Origin of the sequence: Acetilactobacillus jinshanensis, from assembly GCF_004359375.1 — a bacterium.
In the GTDB taxonomy this organism is placed as follows: domain Bacteria; phylum Bacillota; class Bacilli; order Lactobacillales; family Lactobacillaceae; genus Acetilactobacillus; species Acetilactobacillus jinshanensis.
Genome location: NZ_CP034726.1, coordinates 263,206 through 278,004, shown reverse-complemented (window position 1 = coordinate 278,004; position 14,799 = coordinate 263,206). Strand labels below are relative to the sequence as shown.

General features: G+C 38.8%; 26 protein-coding genes. 1 reads left to right on the top strand and 25 read right to left on the bottom strand.

Annotated features, from left to right (window positions below; all coding sequences use genetic code 11):
* Positions 1-20: 20 nt before the first annotated feature.
* The 25 genes from secY to rpsL all read right to left on the bottom strand — a co-directional run bounded on the left by secY (position 21) and on the right by rpsL (position 13,927).
* Positions 21-1,337, bottom strand: a complete 1,317-nt coding sequence (secY, locus tag ELX58_RS01410) for a preprotein translocase subunit SecY (RefSeq protein ID WP_133441388.1) — start codon at positions 1,335-1,337, stop codon at positions 21-23.
* Positions 1,337-1,768 (bottom strand): 50S ribosomal protein L15, encoded by a 432-nt coding sequence (rplO, locus tag ELX58_RS01405; RefSeq protein ID WP_133441387.1) that lies wholly within the window; start codon positions 1,766-1,768, stop codon positions 1,337-1,339. The genes secY and rplO overlap by 1 nt, the downstream gene beginning before the upstream one ends.
* A 22-nt stretch (positions 1,769-1,790) precedes the next feature.
* The gene (rpmD, locus tag ELX58_RS01400) at positions 1,791-1,973 is read right to left on the bottom strand and encodes a 50S ribosomal protein L30 (RefSeq protein WP_133441386.1); all 183 of its coding nucleotides are present in this window, start codon (positions 1,971-1,973) and stop codon (positions 1,791-1,793) included.
* A 16-nt stretch (positions 1,974-1,989) separates the two neighbouring features.
* Positions 1,990-2,493, bottom strand: a complete 504-nt coding sequence (gene rpsE, locus ELX58_RS01395; protein ID WP_133441385.1) for a 30S ribosomal protein S5 — start codon at positions 2,491-2,493, stop codon at positions 1,990-1,992.
* A gap of 21 nt (positions 2,494-2,514) precedes the next feature.
* Entirely contained in the window at positions 2,515-2,871 is a 357-nt protein-coding gene (gene rplR / locus ELX58_RS01390) for a 50S ribosomal protein L18 (protein WP_133441384.1), read from the bottom strand.
* A 54-nt stretch (positions 2,872-2,925) separates the two neighbouring features.
* Complete coding sequence (gene rplF, locus ELX58_RS01385; RefSeq protein WP_133441383.1) at positions 2,926-3,465, bottom strand: 50S ribosomal protein L6; 540 nt, start codon at positions 3,463-3,465, stop codon at positions 2,926-2,928.
* A 23-nt stretch (positions 3,466-3,488) separates the two neighbouring features.
* Positions 3,489-3,881, bottom strand: coding sequence for a 30S ribosomal protein S8 (gene rpsH / locus ELX58_RS01380; RefSeq protein WP_133441382.1), 393 nt, complete (start codon positions 3,879-3,881; stop codon positions 3,489-3,491).
* Positions 3,882-3,914: 33 nt separating this feature from the next.
* Positions 3,915-4,100, bottom strand: a complete 186-nt coding sequence (locus tag ELX58_RS01375) for a type Z 30S ribosomal protein S14 (RefSeq protein WP_133441381.1) — start codon at positions 4,098-4,100, stop codon at positions 3,915-3,917.
* A gap of 17 nt (positions 4,101-4,117) precedes the next feature.
* Complete coding sequence (gene rplE / locus ELX58_RS01370; RefSeq protein WP_133441380.1) at positions 4,118-4,672, bottom strand: 50S ribosomal protein L5; 555 nt, start codon at positions 4,670-4,672, stop codon at positions 4,118-4,120.
* Between the two features lie 27 nt (positions 4,673-4,699).
* The gene (gene rplX, locus ELX58_RS01365; RefSeq protein ID WP_133441379.1) at positions 4,700-5,008 is read right to left on the bottom strand and encodes a 50S ribosomal protein L24; all 309 of its coding nucleotides are present in this window, start codon (positions 5,006-5,008) and stop codon (positions 4,700-4,702) included.
* 32 nt (positions 5,009-5,040) lie between these two features.
* Positions 5,041-5,409: a 50S ribosomal protein L14 gene (gene rplN, locus ELX58_RS01360; RefSeq protein WP_133441378.1), complete on the bottom strand. Its 369-nt coding sequence runs from the start codon at positions 5,407-5,409 to the stop codon at positions 5,041-5,043.
* Between the two features lie 42 nt (positions 5,410-5,451).
* Positions 5,452-5,718, bottom strand: a complete 267-nt coding sequence (rpsQ, locus tag ELX58_RS01355; RefSeq protein WP_257791757.1) for a 30S ribosomal protein S17 — start codon at positions 5,716-5,718, stop codon at positions 5,452-5,454.
* A gap of 38 nt (positions 5,719-5,756) precedes the next feature.
* Entirely contained in the window at positions 5,757-5,957 is a 201-nt protein-coding gene (rpmC, locus tag ELX58_RS01350; RefSeq protein WP_133441376.1) for a 50S ribosomal protein L29, read from the bottom strand.
* Positions 5,954-6,385, bottom strand: a complete 432-nt coding sequence (gene rplP / locus ELX58_RS01345; RefSeq protein ID WP_133441375.1) for a 50S ribosomal protein L16 — start codon at positions 6,383-6,385, stop codon at positions 5,954-5,956. The genes rpmC and rplP overlap by 4 nt, the downstream gene beginning before the upstream one ends.
* 2 nt (positions 6,386-6,387) lie before the next feature.
* Positions 6,388-7,062, bottom strand: a complete 675-nt coding sequence (gene rpsC, locus ELX58_RS01340; RefSeq protein WP_133441374.1) for a 30S ribosomal protein S3 — start codon at positions 7,060-7,062, stop codon at positions 6,388-6,390.
* Between the two features lie 12 nt (positions 7,063-7,074).
* Positions 7,075-7,422 carry a 50S ribosomal protein L22 gene (gene rplV, locus ELX58_RS01335; protein WP_133441373.1) on the bottom strand — a complete coding sequence of 116 codons (348 nt, stop codon included), beginning with the start codon at positions 7,420-7,422 and terminating at the stop codon, positions 7,075-7,077.
* A gap of 15 nt (positions 7,423-7,437) precedes the next feature.
* Complete coding sequence (gene rpsS, locus ELX58_RS01330) at positions 7,438-7,731, bottom strand: 30S ribosomal protein S19 (RefSeq protein ID WP_133441372.1); 294 nt, start codon at positions 7,729-7,731, stop codon at positions 7,438-7,440.
* A gap of 35 nt (positions 7,732-7,766) precedes the next feature.
* A complete protein-coding gene (rplB, locus tag ELX58_RS01325) occupies positions 7,767-8,606 on the bottom strand; it encodes a 50S ribosomal protein L2 (RefSeq protein WP_133441371.1) in 840 nt (279 codons plus the stop codon).
* Between the two features lie 19 nt (positions 8,607-8,625).
* Entirely contained in the window at positions 8,626-8,922 is a 297-nt protein-coding gene (gene rplW / locus ELX58_RS01320) for a 50S ribosomal protein L23 (protein ID WP_133441370.1), read from the bottom strand.
* A 1-nt stretch (position 8,923) separates the two neighbouring features.
* Complete coding sequence (gene rplD, locus ELX58_RS01315) at positions 8,924-9,547, bottom strand: 50S ribosomal protein L4 (protein WP_133441369.1); 624 nt, start codon at positions 9,545-9,547, stop codon at positions 8,924-8,926.
* Positions 9,548-9,564: 17 nt separating this feature from the next.
* Positions 9,565-10,191, bottom strand: a complete 627-nt coding sequence (gene rplC / locus ELX58_RS01310; RefSeq protein ID WP_133441368.1) for a 50S ribosomal protein L3 — start codon at positions 10,189-10,191, stop codon at positions 9,565-9,567.
* Positions 10,192-10,223: 32 nt separating this feature from the next.
* Entirely contained in the window at positions 10,224-10,532 is a 309-nt protein-coding gene (gene rpsJ, locus ELX58_RS01305; RefSeq protein WP_133441367.1) for a 30S ribosomal protein S10, read from the bottom strand.
* A 260-nt stretch (positions 10,533-10,792) separates the two neighbouring features.
* Positions 10,793-12,898: an elongation factor G gene (gene fusA / locus ELX58_RS01300; protein ID WP_133441366.1), complete on the bottom strand. Its 2,106-nt coding sequence runs from the start codon at positions 12,896-12,898 to the stop codon at positions 10,793-10,795.
* Between the two features lie 106 nt (positions 12,899-13,004).
* Positions 13,005-13,475 (bottom strand): 30S ribosomal protein S7, encoded by a 471-nt coding sequence (gene rpsG / locus ELX58_RS01295; RefSeq protein ID WP_133441365.1) that lies wholly within the window; start codon positions 13,473-13,475, stop codon positions 13,005-13,007.
* 32 nt (positions 13,476-13,507) lie between these two features.
* Entirely contained in the window at positions 13,508-13,927 is a 420-nt protein-coding gene (rpsL, locus tag ELX58_RS01290) for a 30S ribosomal protein S12 (RefSeq protein ID WP_133441364.1), read from the bottom strand.
* Positions 13,928-14,113: 186 nt separating this feature from the next.
* Between rpsL and ELX58_RS08105 the strand changes: the two genes are divergently transcribed.
* Positions 14,114-14,791, top strand: a complete 678-nt coding sequence (locus ELX58_RS08105; RefSeq protein WP_133441363.1) for a prepilin peptidase — start codon at positions 14,114-14,116, stop codon at positions 14,789-14,791.
* The last annotated feature ends 8 nt before the right edge of the window (positions 14,792-14,799 follow it).

The following is a 14,799-nucleotide window of genomic DNA, read 5'->3' as shown; positions in this document are numbered from 1 at the left end:
CTCCTAATCCTCAAATTTGACTATAAATTATTTGGACGGGGAGTTCTAATGAAACCGACGTATTCACGTTTCATCATTAAGCCACGAACTTGTCGAATTGTATCGATGGCAACACCAACAACAATTAACAAGCTAGTACCACCTAAGCCAATCGATTCATTTAAATTCCAGATGTTCTGTGCAATTAATGGAATTAACGCAACAACACCTAAGAATAATGAACCAACAGTACTTAAGCGCATTAATAAATTAGAAACATAATCCTGGGTTTCATGACCTGGCCAAACATCAGGAATATAACTTCCTTGCTTTTCTAGATTCTTAGCTAACTTTTCAGGGTTAACTTGAACGAAAGCATAGAAGAACGTAAACATGACAATCAAGAATGTATATAAAATGGCACCGTCCGTTGTCTGCATGTTAAATACATTCGACATGATTCGATACCATGCATCGCTACCATGAGATTTCTGGAAGAACATCAAAAGTGTTTGTGGAGTCGAAATAAATGAACTAGCAAAGATAACTGGAATAACACCAGAAACGTTTACCTTTAATGGTAAGTAACTATCTTTACCAGAAGTTGTAGCTCGACGTGTGTATTGAACAGGAATTCGACGTTCAGCCTGTTGAACCCAGGTAACAAAGGTAATAATAATTAAAACAACTAAAGCAACAGCCAAGACAAAGAGAATGCCTTCAATTAAGTCGGCACCACTGGCACCTTCAATATACGTTTGCCATAACTGCTTAACCCCAACTGGAGTATCAGCAATAATACCAGCAAAGATAATAATGGAGATACCTTGACCAATTCCTTTATCAGTGATCATATCACCCATCCAAGTGGTTAACATTGATCCACCGGTTAAAATAATACCGATGCTAATGTAAGTTCCGATACTTGGATTCTTAACTAAATGCATTGGACTTAATGCATTAAAACCAGCCGTAATACCAACGGACTGGAAAAATGCTAGAACGATGGTTAACCATCTAGTAACTTGATTTAGTTTACGACGACCAACTTCTCCTTGTTTACTCCATTCCACGAATCGTGGGACGATATCCATTTGAAGAAGTTGAATCACAATTTGAGCAGTAATATAAGGTGAAACACCCATAGCAAATAGTGAATAATTAGTTAATCCACCACCACTAAAAATGTTTAACATGCTAACTAATCCTGAAGATGAAACACTTTGTAAAGCTTTAGCGTTTACTCCAGGAACCGTAATATACGCACCGATTCTATAAATAACTAGAATCATTAAGGTAAATAGTATCTTTCCGCGAATATTCTTTACCTTAAAAGCGTTCTTTATGGTAGACAGCATTAGATCACCTCAGTTTTACCGCCAGCGTTTTCAATTGCAGATTTTGCAGATTTAGAGAATTTATTAGCTTTAACCGTTAATTTCTTAGAAAGCTTACCTTTGCCTAAAACCTTAAGGCCATTCTTAAGATTCTTGACAACACCATCTTTCTTTAATAGTGCTGGAGTAACTTCAGTACCATCTTTGAAACGGTTTAAAGTCGTTAGATTAACGATAGCATATTCTTTACGGTTAACGTTAGAAAAGCCACGTTTTGGCATTCTACGGTATAACGGCATTTGGCCACCTTCGAAACCAACACGGGTCTTACTACGTGCACCTTGGCCCTTTTGACCACGGCCAGCAGTTTTACCTTTACTGGAACGGCCTCGACCTTTACGAGTACGGTTAGAACGAGAACCAAAAGCTGGTTTTAATTCGTTTAACTTCATAACTGAGCACCTCCTTAATTATTTATTTAACTAATTCAACTTTAACTAAATGGGTGATCTTAAACAGAGCACCACGTAATGCAGCAGTATCTTTCTTGGTAGTAGTACTGTTAATTCGGTTTAAGCCTAATGACTTAACGATTCGACGTTCATTAGGAAGACGATGAGCAGCACTATGAATTAAAGTAATCTTTAATTTAGCCATTATAAACAGCCTCCCTTTATTCTGCTAAATGCTTAACAGATACACCACGTAATGCGGCTTCCTGCTGAGCACTTCTTAATGAAGTTAAGCCTCTAAATGTAGCTCTGATTTCATTAATTGGGTTATTAGAGCCTAAACGTTTAGCTGTAACATCTTTGATACCAGCTAATTCCATAACGGCACGTACAGTACCACCAGCAGTATCACCAGAACCTTCAGTAGCAGGCTTAAGTAATACAGAACCGCCACCAAAGTGACCGATAACTTTATATGGAATAGTAGTCTTAACTAATGGAATAGTAATAATGTGTTTCTTAGCTTTTTCAGAACCTTTATTGATAGCAGCTGGAACTTCTTCAGCCTTACCAATACCAAAGCCAACGTGACCATTACGGTCACCAACGATTACTAAAGCAGAGAAACGTAAACGACGTCCACCTTTAACAACCTTAGTAATACGGTTGATAGATACGACGTTGTCTTCTAACTTTAATTTACTTGGATTAGCATATTTAGCCATAAGCGGATATTCCTCCTTTATTTAGAATTTCAAGCCAGCCTGACGAGCAGCATCAGCTAAGGCTTCTACACGACCGTGATATAAGTAACCTCCACGATCGAAGACAACCTGCTTGATGCCTTTCTTCATTGCATTTTGTGCAACTAACTTGCCAACGCTCTTAGCTTGATCAGTCTTAGTAGTACCACTAACACCTTTGTCTAAGGTAGAAGCACTTGCTAATGTATGACCTTTAACATCATCAATAACTTGTGCATAAATGTTCTTGTTAGAACGGTAAACATCTAAACGCGGACGATCGGCAGTACCAAAAACGTGTTTACGAACACGATCATGTCGACGTTCACGATCTTTGTTTCTATTCGTCTTTGTGATCAAAGTTGTCACCTCTCTAAATCCATAATCTGAAGCATAACTAATAAGTAATTATGATTACTTACCAGTCTTACCTTCTTTACGAAGAATGTGTTCGCCTTCATAACGAATACCTTTACCTTTATAAGGTTCAGGCTTACGAATGCTACGAACACCAGCAGCAAAATCACCAACTAATTGTTTGTTGATTCCGCTGACAACAATGGTGTCTTTCTTAGGAACCTTAACAGTTAAATTAGGGTCGATATCAACCTTAACAGGGTTGGAATAACCAACGTTTAATACTAAGGTCTTACCGGCTAATTTAGCACGATAACCAACACCAACTAACTTTAAGGTCTTACTGTAACCTTTAGCAACACCTAAGATCATGTTCTTTAAATTAGCGTTCATCGTACCATGTAATGCACGGGTCTTATAATCATACTTACCCTTAGGTTTAAAAGCAATGCTCTTACCCTTAACAATCATGGCAATCTTTGGTGAAAAAGCACGAGTTAAAGTACCTTTTTTACCAGTAACAGTAACGTTGTTACCATCTTGTTTAAGAGTTACACCATCAGGTAAAGTGAGTTTACGATAACCAATTCGACTCATTTATTTACACCTCGATCCATAAATTACCAAATGTATGCTAATACTTCTCCACCGATTTTCTTAGCACGTGCTTCTTTATCGGTAATAACACCTTCAGAAGTAGAAATGATTGCAATACCTAAGCCGTTAAGAACTTTAGGTACATCGGCAGATTTTACATAAGTACGTAAACCTGGTTTAGAAATACGTTTTAAGCCAGCGATTACTCGTTCATGATGCTTACCATACTTAAGGTATACTTTAATAGTACCTTGATTATTGTTTTTAACAACTTCAAAGTCGCGAATGAAACCTTCATTTTTTAAGATGTTAGCGATTGCGACTTTCATTTTTGAAGCCGGAGCTTCTACCGAACTGTGTCTAGCCATATTAGCATTTCGAATTCGAGTTAAGAAGTCCGCGATTGGATCAGTCATATGACTTAACGCCTCCTCGTATATTAATTAAATCTACCAACTAGCTTTTTTCATACCAGGGATTTGGCCCTTGTGAGCTAATTGACGTAAGCAAATTCTGCATAAGTGAAATTTACGGTAAACAGAATGTGGTCGACCACAACGTGCACAACGGGTATAGTTCTGAGTTGAGAACTTAGCAGGACGTTTGCACTTTTCAATTAAAGCTTTTCTAGCCAAATTAAAACCTCCTTGATTTACTTGTTGTTTTTATCAGCAAATGGCATACCAAACTGATCTAATAAGGCACGGCCTTCTTCATCAGTCTTAGCAGTAGTAACGATAACAACGTCTAAGCCACGTACGTGGTTAACGTTGTTGTAATTAATTTCTGGGAAAATTAATTGTTCACGAACACCTAAAGTGTAATTACCGCGGCCATCAAAAGACTTTGGACTTACACCATGGAAGTCACGAACACGTGGTAAGGAAACGTTGATTAATTTATCTAAAAATTCATACATACGTCGGCCACGTAAAGTAACTTTGGCACCAATAGCCATTCCTTTACGTAAACGGAATCCGGCAATGGACTTCTTAGCTTTAGTAACCAATGGCTTTTGACCAGCGATTAATGATAATTCATTAACAGCTTCGTCTAAGTTCTTGGAATTATTAACAGCATCACCAACACCCATGTTTAAGACAATTTTGTCTAACTTAGGTGCTTCCATTACGGATTGATACTTAAATTTTTTAACTAAAGACGGTTGAATCTTTTTAGCGTACTGAACTTGTAAGCGACTTTTCATGAAGATATTTCCTCCTCTCGCTATAAATTACTTAATCGGCTTTTTAGTCTTTTTAGAAACTCGGATCTTTTTACCGTTTTCAAACTTGTATCCGATTCGAGTAGGTTTCTTAGTTGATGGATCAATAACCATTACGTTAGAAGCATTTAATGGAGCTTCTACTGATTTGATACCACCTTGGGGATTACTTTGAGAAGCTTTTTCAGCTTTCTTAACAACGTTAATTCCCTTAACGATTACACGGTTAGCATCAGATAAAACAGAAAGGACAGTACCTTCTTTGCCTTTATCTTTACCAGCAATGACACGAACTTTATCACCAGTTTTTACGAACATAAGGACACCTCCTTATTCTGATTAGCTCTTTTTTATAATACTTCTGGAGCTAATGAAATAATCTTCATGAACTTGTGGTTACGTAATTCACGAGCAACGGGGCCAAAAATACGAGTACCCATAGGGCTCTTATCATCATTAATAATTACAGCTGCGTTTTCATCAAAACGGATATAACTACCATCTTTACGATGGATAGAACGCTTAGTACGTACAACTACAGCTTTAACAACTTGACCCTTTTTGACAACACCGCCTGGTGTTGCTTCTTTAACAGTAGCAACGATAACGTCACCAACTCGTGCATAACGGCGGTTAGAACCACCTAAGGCTTTAATTACTAAAAGCTTTCTAGCACCAGAGTTATCAGCAACGTTCACACGACTTTCTTGTTGAATCATAGCGATTTCCTCCTTTCACCGTTAATAACTAATATCTTTAGATTAGTTCAAACTTTGCTTAACAGATTTCTGAAGAACCTTAACTAAACGAGTGTGAACCGTCTTTGATAATGGACGACAGTTCATGATTTCAACATAATCACCGACATGAGCAGCATTATTCTTGTCATGAGCTTTGTACTTCTTAGAGTATCGTACTCGTTTACCGTATACAGGGTTATCTTTATAAGTAGAAACTAATACAGTGATTGTCTTGTCCATCTTAGTAGAAACAACACGACCACGGAAAATCTTACGTTGATCTCTCAAGGGATTCCCTCCTTTGATTATAATACCTGTGTTATTAATTACTTAGCACTTTCCAATTGCTTCTGACGTAATACCGTTTTAATACGAGCAATATTATGACGAACCTGCTTTAATTTAGCAGTATTTTGTAATTGGCCAGTAGCTAATTGAAAACGAAGATTAAATAAATCTTTCTTGAAACTAGCTTCTTTAGATTTCATCTGAGAAGTAGTTAAATTTTTGATGTCTTTAGCTTTCATTGTTCGCCACCTGCTTTCTTATTCTTTCGTGGAATAATTCTAGTTCTGATAGGTAGCTTCTGAGCAGCTAACCATAAAGCACGTTTAGCGGCAGCATCGGAACACTTACCAACTTCAAACAATACTTTATCACGCTTAACAGCGGCGACCCAACCTGCTGGGGCACCTTTACCACTACCCATACGAACACCAACACCTTTTTGAGTGTAGTTCTTATGAGGGAAAATCTTAATCCATACTTTACCGTCACGTTTGAAGTAACGAGTCATGGCAGTACGGCAAGCTTCGATTTGGCGGTTAGTAATCCAAGCAGATTGTAATGCTTGTAAACCATAAGAACCAAAGGCAACAGAGTTACCACCTTTAGAATGACCCTTTAAGCGGCCACGCTGTTGACGACGATACTTAACACGTCTTGGTACTAACATGATTATTTGCCTCCTTTACTCTGACGAGCTCTAGCTTCAGGATGTCTCTTTCGTGGTAATACTTGACCACGGTAGATCCATACCTTAACACCAATTGAACCATAAGAAGTGTGAGCTTCACAGTCAGCGTAATCGATATCAGCACGTAAAGTATGTAACGGAACAGTACCATTGGAATAGCTTTCAGTTCTGCACATATCAGCACCGTTTAAACGACCAGCGACCTGAATCTTAACACCCTTAGCACCAGCATGTTCAACACGGCGCATACCTTGACGCATAGCACGACGGTAAGCAACACGAGCTTCTAACTGACGAGCGATGTCATCACCAACTAACTTAGCGTCTAAGTCAGGCTTCTTAATTTCAATGATGTTAACGTGAACACGTTTACCAGTTAATTTATCTAAAGCTTTACGAAGACTTTCAACTTCAGATCCACCTTTACCAATAACCATACCAGGTTTGGCAGTGTTAATAGAAATGTTGATGCGCTTTGCAGCACGGTCAATTTCTACTCGAGAAGTGGATGCATCGGCAAGTCGTTTTGCAATATACTTACGAATGCGTAAATCTTCAATTAAGTTTCCGGCAAAATTGTTATCAGAGTACCACTTGGCTTCCCAGTCACGGGTAATACCCATTCGTAAGCCGTTTGGATTTACTTTTTGACCCAAGTTTTATACCTCCTACTTTTCAGAAACGATAATCGTAATGTGACTAGTACGTTTGTTAATCGGAGAAGCAGAACCTTTAGCACGTGGACGGAAACGCTTTAACGTTGGCCCTTCGTTACAAATGGCTTTGCTTACGTACAAATCTTCACGATCTAAATCAAAATTATTTTCAGCATTAGCAACTGCTGATTTAAGTACTTTACTTAAAATTGGAGAAGCACTACGTGGAGTGAACTTCAAAATAGCAGTAGCTTCGGCAACGCTCTTACCTCTGATAAGATCCATAACAAGGCGAACTTTGCGGGCCGAAATTCGAACAGTTCTAGCAGTAGCTTTTGCTGAAGTAACTTGTGCAGCCATTATTAATCCTCCTTATTATTTAGTAGTCTTATCGGCAGCAGTGTCATCACTGTTAGTGCCATGGCCATGGAACGTACGAGTTGGTACGAATTCACCTAACTTATGGCCAACCATATCTTCTTGGATATATACCGGAACGTGTTGACGACCGTTATATACGGCAATGGTGTTACCAATGAAGCTTGGGAAAATCGTAGAACGACGTGACCAAGTCTTAATTAATGTCTTCTTATCTTTACCTTTTTGCGCTTTGATCTTCTTTAATAAAGATTTATCAGCAAAAGGTCCTTTTTTCAAACTACGACTCATGAGACGACCTCCTTCAATCTGGTGTCTTAACTAATTTACATCTTGGACTGCTTACGACGACGAACAATAAACTTGTTTGAACGAGCTTTCTTTGAACGGGTCTTTTTACCAACAGTCTTCTTATGCCATGGAGATAATGGAGATGGGTAACCAACAGTGGTATGAGCATCACCACCACCATGCGGATGGTCGTTAGGGTTCATAGCAGAACCAGTAACATGTGGACGTTTGCCTAATCGACGGGTACGACCAGCTTTACCACTTACTACTAATGAGTGTTCAGCATTACTTAATGCACCAATTGATGCACGATTAGTAGCTAATACTAAACGAACTTCACCTGATGGTAATTTAACTAATACGTACTTGCCCTGCTTACCTAATAAGTGAGCAGAAGTACCAGCAGAACGAGCTAACTGACCACCTTTGCCATGTTTTAATTCAACATTATGAATGGTGGTTCCATCTGGAATATTCTTTAACGGAAGTGCATCACCGACTTTAATGTCAGCGTCAGGACCGGATTCAACTTTGTCACCAACATGTAAGCCCTGTGGTGCTAAAATATAAGATTTAACACCATCAACATAATAGATGAGGGCAATATTGGCAGTTCGGTTAGGATCGTATTGGATTGACTTAACAATTGCGGGAACGCCATCTTTAGTCCGCTTAAAATCGATTAAACGGTAACGACGCTTAACACCAGCACCATGGTGACGAACCGTAATCTTACCACCGTTGTTTCGACCGGATTGGGCCTTACGGTTAGCTAATAAGGACTTTTCAGGGTTGTTTTTAGTAGCAACTTTGTAGTCGATATTAGTCATATTACGGCGACCATTACTGGTGGGCTTGTATAATTTGTTAGCCATTATTTTCCCCTCCTATTCTTTATTTATTATTACTCTTGTTAAATACATTAATCTTCTTCGAGTCTTTGGATAAAGTAACGATGGCTTTACGACTACGACTAGTGTAACCAACGAAACTTCCTTCTCGCTTAAGCTTGCCTCGAACGTTCATAATGTTAACTTTAGTAACTTTAACACCAAAAACATCCTCGACAGCCTTTTTAACTTGGGTCTTGGTAGCCCGTAGGTCAACATCAAAAGTGTACTTCTTCTGGTCCATACGATCAGTTGATGCTTCGGTAATTACGGGACGTAAAAGTACATCACGTGATTCCATATTATGCGAGTACCTCCTCTACTTCGGCTAAAGCAGCTTTAGTCATAACCACTTTACGGTGATCCATAACGTCTAAGGTGTTAATACCTTTACCAGTAATGGTCATAACGTTAGGTAAGTTACGAGCAGCTAAAGCAGCTTTATGATTACCAGATTCTAAGACAAGTAATGTCTTGGATGAGTCTTTTAAGCCAGCTAATAACTGACTCATTTTCTTAGTCTTAGGTGCGTTGAATTTCAATGAATCAACGACGTATAAGTCACCAGCAGCGACTTTGTCTGATAAAGCAGACTTAGTAGCTAACTTAGTAACTTTCTTTGGAAGATGGTAATTGTAAGAACGAGGAGTAGGGCCAAATACAATTCCACCTTTACGCCATTGCGGATCACGAATGGAACCTTGACGAGCACGACCAGTACCCTTTTGGCGCCATGGCTTCTTACCACCACCACGACGTTCACCACGTGATTTAGTATCAGCGGTGCCTTGTCGTTGTGATGCTCTTTGCATTAGAACTGCATCGAATTCAACATTGTTGTTCGGTTTAATACCAAAAATGTCATCGTTTAATTTAACGCTACCATTCTTGCTACCATCTTGTTTGTATAATGCAACGCTAGTCATTTATTTTTCCTCCTTTCTTACTTTCGAGCTGTAGAACGAATCATTAAGAATGACTTGTTAGCACCTGGAACACTACCACTGATTACTAAGGCGTTATCTTTAACGTCGGCATCAATAACAGTTAAATGCTGCATAGTCACACGATTATTACCCATACGGCCAGGTAATTTCATACCTTTAACAACACGGTTAATAATCGGGCCTAAAGAACCTGGACGACGGTGGTAACGAGAACCATGAGCTTCTGGGCCACGGTGCTGGTTATCTTTCTTAATAACACCCTGGTATCCGTGACCTTTAGTAATACCGGTGACATCAACAACGTCACCCTTTTTAAAGATATCAGCAGATACTTTATCAGCAACTTTTAACTTTCCTAAGTCAGCATTACGAATTTCTCGAATAAAACGCTTAGGAGCAGTTTTAGCTTTTGCTACATGACCTTGTTCAGGTTTATTGCTTAAAACTTTTCGTTTATCGGCATAACCTAACTGGACGGCATTGTAACCATCATTTTCTTTGGTTTTCTTCTGTAGAACAACGTTTGGTGTGACATCAACAACGGTTACTGGAATTAATTCGCCATTCTTGCCAAATACTTGGGTCATACCAACTTTTCTACCTAAAATTCCTTTTCTGGCCATGAGTACACCTCCTATACTATTTTAATAAATCTCTATAATTTAATTTCAATATCAATACCGCTTGGTAAGTCCAACTTCATTAAAGAATCAACAGTCTTTGGGGTTGGGTCTAAAATATCAATCAAACGTTTATGAGTTAACATTTCAAACTGTTCACGAGACTTCTTGAACTTATGCGGTGAAGCAAGAACCGTATAGATCGTACGATCAGTTGGTAACGGAATTGGGCCAGAGATACTAGCGCCAGTACGTTGTGCTGTAGCAACGATCTTAGCAGCTGATTGATCTAAAATACGATGTTCATATGCTTTCAAACGAATCCGAATCTTTTGTTTTGCCATTATATTCCCTCCTTCGTCTATATTTGAAATAAGACTAACTCCGTGAAAATTCCCGACGCACCCATGGCAAAGCAACCGGGTGTGTCGCAACCTTTCACATCATAGCTATAGGGTAAACTACCCCAATCAGCAACAATTCTTATAATACTAGGTCTCCCCTGTACTGTCAAGGTTTCTCATAATTTATCCAAATTAAATAAACAAAAAAGGATGTCTAAAAAGACATCCTTTGTAATTATTAATTCAATTAATTATTTTAATTAATTTTTAGAAGATTCAGTTGAGCCACCGTTCTTTTCGATAATCTTCTTTTGAAGACTCTTCGGAACTGGAGCATAGTGATCAAACGTCATAGTAAATGTACCACGGCCTTTGGTAGCAGATCGTAAATTAGTGGCATAACCAAACATTTCACTTAATGGAGTGAAGCAATGTAAGGTTTCGGCTTTGTTCTTTTCAGCCATACCACGGATCTTACCACGACGAGCGGTAATTTCACCCATGACATCACCCATGAATTCCTTAGGAATTACGACATCAGTCTTCATAATTGGTTCAAGGATAACTGGATGAGCAGTCTTAGCAGCTTCTTTCAATGCTAAGGCACCAGCGGTTTCAAATGAAGCCTGGCTTGAATCAACTGGATGATAACTACCATCGTATAACTTAGCCTTTAAGTCAATTAATGGGTAACCGGCAAGAACACCATTCTTCATGGCACCCTGAATACCTTTGGAAACGGATGGAATGAATTCACGCGGAACAACACCACCGACAATGGCATCTTCGAACTTGTAACCTTCACCAGGTTTAGTAGGTGTGAATTCAACCCAAACATCACCATACTGACCTTTACCACCATTCTGGCGGATAAATTTACCATTAGCTTTAGTAGGCTTGGTGAATTCTTCACGATAAGCAACCTGTGGCTTACCAACACGGCATTGTACGTGGAATTCACGACGCATACGTTCAATAATAATGGTTAAGTGTAATTCACCCATACCAGAAATAATGGTCTGACCAGTTTCCTGATCAGTATGAGTCTTAAAGGTAGGATCTTCTTCAGATAACTTTTGTAAAGCGTTATCCATTTTACCTTGATCAGCTTTAGTCTTAGGACCAACGGATACACTGATAACTGGGTCAGGGAAGTCCATGGATTCTAAGTGTAATGGATGATCCTGAGCAGTTAATGAATCACCGGTACCAGTATTCTTTAAACCGATAACAGCGGCGATATCACCAGAGAAGACTTCAGGAATTTCATGACGCTGGTTAGCGTGCATCTGAAGTAAACGACTAGCACGTTCACGCTTGTTCTTGGTTGCGTTTAAGATATAAGATCCGGCTGGTAAAGTACCTTGGTATACACGGATATAAGTTAAACGACCAACGAATGGATCAGTAGCGATCTTAAATGCTAAGGCGGCAAATGGTTTCTTATCATTAGCCTTTAATTCAACAATCTTGTTGGTTTCAGGATCCTTAGCTTCGTATGGATGAATATCCAATGGAGATGGTAAGTAATCCAATACGGCATCCAATAACATTTGAACACCTTTGTTCTTATAAGCGGAACCAGCTAAGACTGGGAAGAACTTTAATTCTAAAGTAGCTTTACGAATAGCAGCTTTGATTTCAGCATTAGAAATTGGGCTACCAGATAAGTATTTAGCCATTAAGTCGTTATCAACGTCACATACAGCTTCGATTAACTGCTGACGACGCTTCTTAGCTTGTGGTAAGTACTTAGCAGGAACTGGAACGGTATCCCACTTAGCACCCATCTTATCTTTATCATAAATATCGGCTTTCATATCGATCAAGTCAATAACACCTTTGAAGTTATCTTCGGCACCGATTGGCATTTGAATGGCATGAGCATTAGCACCTAACTTGGTGTGTAATGACTTAACTGATGCATCGAAGTTAGCACCAATTTTATCCATCTTATTAACAAAGACGATATTTGGAACACGGAATTGAGCAGCTTGACGCCATACGGTTTCAGTTTGCGGTTCAACACCGGCGTTAGCATCTAAGACGGTAATAGCACCATCTAATACACGTAAGGAACGTTCAACTTCAGCAGTGAAGTCAACATGTCCTGGCGTATCAATAATGTTAATTCGGTGATCTTTCCACTCGGCAGTAGTAGCGGCAGAAGTGATCGTGATACCACGATCTTTTTCTTCACTCATCCAATCCATTTGGCTATCACCATCTTGGGTTTCACCAATCTTATGGATCTTACCAGTGTAATACAGAATACGTTCAGTAGTAGTCGTTTTACCGGCATCAATATGAGCGATAATTCCGATGTTACGGGTCTTCTCAAGTGGAAATTCTCGAGCGTTAGCCATGTATATATTTTCTCCTCTCAAACGATCAATATATCTCTATATCAATAAAGTGGCTAAAAATTAGCCACTTTATTTGAAATTATTTAATTATATCGTACTTACTAAATTACCAGCGGTAATGAGCAAATGCACGGTTAGCTTCAGCCATACGGTGTACATCTTCACGTTTCTTAACTGAAGCACCAGTATTGTTAGAAGCATCGATAATTTCACGAGCTAAATGTTCGGTCATGGTATGTTCACCACGTAAACGTGCGTAGTTAACAATCCAACGTAAGCCTAACGTTACTCGGCGAGTAGGACGAACTTCGATCGGAACTTGGTAGTTAGCACCACCAACACGACGAGCACGAACTTCTAATACAGGCATAACATTCTTCATAGCAGCCTGAAATACCTTAACTGGGTCATGATGAGTCTGTTTTTTAATTAATTTAAAAGCATTGTATAAAATCTTTGATGCAGTGCCTCGCTTACCATCGATCATTAAGTGGTTGATTAAACGAGTAACCAACTTAGACTTGTAAATTGGGTCTGGTAAGAAAGTACGTGGTTGTACTGGACCTTTTCTTGGCATAGATTATATCCTCCTTACAAAAACGAAACTAGTTACTTCTTAGCCTTAGGCTTCTTGGTACCATACTTAGAACGGCCTTGACGACGGTTCTGGACACCAGCAGTATCTAAAGCACCACGAATGATATGGTAACGTACTCCAGGTAGATCTTTTACACGACCACCACGAAGTAATACCACACTATGTTCTTGAAGGTTATGACCAATTCCAGGAATGTAGGCAGTAACTTCCATTAAGTTAGTTAAACGAACACGGGCGTACTTACGTAATGCGGAATTAGGCTTCTTTGGAGTCATCGTACCAACACGGGTAGCAACGCCACGCTTCTGTGGAGAAGGAACATAAACTCTTTCCTTCTTGTAACTGTTATAACCCCAGTTTAATGCAGGGGACTTTGATTTAGAACTTTTAGATTTACGACCTTTACGGACCAATTGATTAATTGTTGGCATCTAAAAAGTCCTCCTTTCAATTTAAAATTTGATTGAATTTCAAGTCCACACATCCAGGCGGTTCTTTTTCTAAAAGACTGCTTGGACACTTTTCACGCTTAAGACATGGTTAATAGTATCATTCTCTCCAAAAAGTGTCAACATTTTGCGAAAACTTTACGTATTTAATGGTGAGGTGTTAATCATATGATCAACTTTTTTAAATTCATTGTGGGAACCGTCATTGGCTCTTTTATTTCATTATCAAGTATCAGGTCATATCGTCACGAATCCATTATTTTTCCAGCATCCCACTGTGATCACTGCAATCATAAACTCAGACCTTGGGAATTAATTCCAATCGTTAGTTTTATCCTTCTTCGAGGCAAGTGCCATCAATGTCATCGACCGATTGGCTTTCTAACGTTAATTGGTGAATTGACTGGTGGCTTAATATTTTTGTTTAACCCGCTCACTCTTAACGGACTTTTAGAAATTATTTTTGAATTATTATTTCTATTCATTGCCGAATGTGACTACAGTTACTACACCATCCCAACTTGGTCGTTAATATCAATGTTAACGTTAACTATTTTGCAATTAATTACTAACGGTAAATTAGATGTCCTAACTTTTGCAATTATTCTCATTATTTATGCATTAATTTCACTACTAAATCATTATCTTAAATTTATCGGAAACGGTGACGTTGACCTAATGTTTTTACTGTTCCTTAAAACCGATGTCACCACAATTATTTATATCATTGCGATATCATCTTTCAGCGCCATCTTTAAATACGTAATTCATCACAAGCATAAACTAATTCCTTACGCACCCTACCTAGGATTCGCATACCTACTACTTCGGAGTATAAAAAAATAGCGGTTGCT

Coding starts and splice junctions, on each gene's coding strand:
- rplP (WP_133441375.1), bottom strand. CDS start 6,385: ATGTTAGTACCAAGACGTGTTAAGTATCGTCGTCAACAGCGTGGCCGC.
- rplV (WP_133441373.1), bottom strand. CDS start 7,422: ATGGCTGCACAAGTTACTTCAGCAAAAGCTACTGCTAGAACTGTTCGA.
- rplX (WP_133441379.1), bottom strand. CDS start 5,008: ATGTTCGTAAAAACTGGTGATAAAGTTCGTGTCATTGCTGGTAAAGAT.
- rpmC (WP_133441376.1), bottom strand. CDS start 5,957: ATGAAAGCTAAAGACATCAAAAATTTAACTACTTCTCAGATGAAATCT.
- rpsJ (WP_133441367.1), bottom strand. CDS start 10,532: ATGGCAAAACAAAAGATTCGGATTCGTTTGAAAGCATATGAACATCGT.
- rplW (WP_133441370.1), bottom strand. CDS start 8,922: ATGGAATCACGTGATGTACTTTTACGTCCCGTAATTACCGAAGCATCA.
- rplB (WP_133441371.1), bottom strand. CDS start 8,606: ATGGCTAACAAATTATACAAGCCCACCAGTAATGGTCGCCGTAATATG.
- rpsG (WP_133441365.1), bottom strand. CDS start 13,475: ATGCCAAGAAAAGGTCCAGTACAACCACGTACTTTCTTACCAGACCCA.
- rpsE (WP_133441385.1), bottom strand. CDS start 2,493: ATGGCTAAATATGCTAATCCAAGTAAATTAAAGTTAGAAGACAACGTC.
- rplF (WP_133441383.1), bottom strand. CDS start 3,465: ATGAGTCGAATTGGTTATCGTAAACTCACTTTACCTGATGGTGTAACT.
- rplN (WP_133441378.1), bottom strand. CDS start 5,409: ATGATTCAACAAGAAAGTCGTGTGAACGTTGCTGATAACTCTGGTGCT.
- rpsS (WP_133441372.1), bottom strand. CDS start 7,731: ATGAGTCGTAGTTTGAAAAAAGGACCTTTTGCTGATAAATCTTTATTA.
- fusA (WP_133441366.1), bottom strand. CDS start 12,898: ATGGCTAACGCTCGAGAATTTCCACTTGAGAAGACCCGTAACATCGGA.
- rplC (WP_133441368.1), bottom strand. CDS start 10,191: ATGGCCAGAAAAGGAATTTTAGGTAGAAAAGTTGGTATGACCCAAGTA.
- rplE (WP_133441380.1), bottom strand. CDS start 4,672: ATGAAAAGTCGCTTACAAGTTCAGTACGCTAAAAAGATTCAACCGTCT.
- rplD (WP_133441369.1), bottom strand. CDS start 9,547: ATGACTAGCGTTGCATTATACAAACAAGATGGTAGCAAGAATGGTAGC.
- ELX58_RS08105 (WP_133441363.1), top strand. CDS start 14,114: ATGATCAACTTTTTTAAATTCATTGTGGGAACCGTCATTGGCTCTTTT.
- rpsH (WP_133441382.1), bottom strand. CDS start 3,881: ATGACTGATCCAATCGCGGACTTCTTAACTCGAATTCGAAATGCTAAT.
- rpsL (WP_133441364.1), bottom strand. CDS start 13,927: ATGCCAACAATTAATCAATTGGTCCGTAAAGGTCGTAAATCTAAAAGT.
- secY (WP_133441388.1), bottom strand. CDS start 1,337: ATGCTGTCTACCATAAAGAACGCTTTTAAGGTAAAGAATATTCGCGGA.
- rpmD (WP_133441386.1), bottom strand. CDS start 1,973: ATGGCTAAATTAAAGATTACTTTAATTCATAGTGCTGCTCATCGTCTT.
- rplO (WP_133441387.1), bottom strand. CDS start 1,768: ATGAAGTTAAACGAATTAAAACCAGCTTTTGGTTCTCGTTCTAACCGT.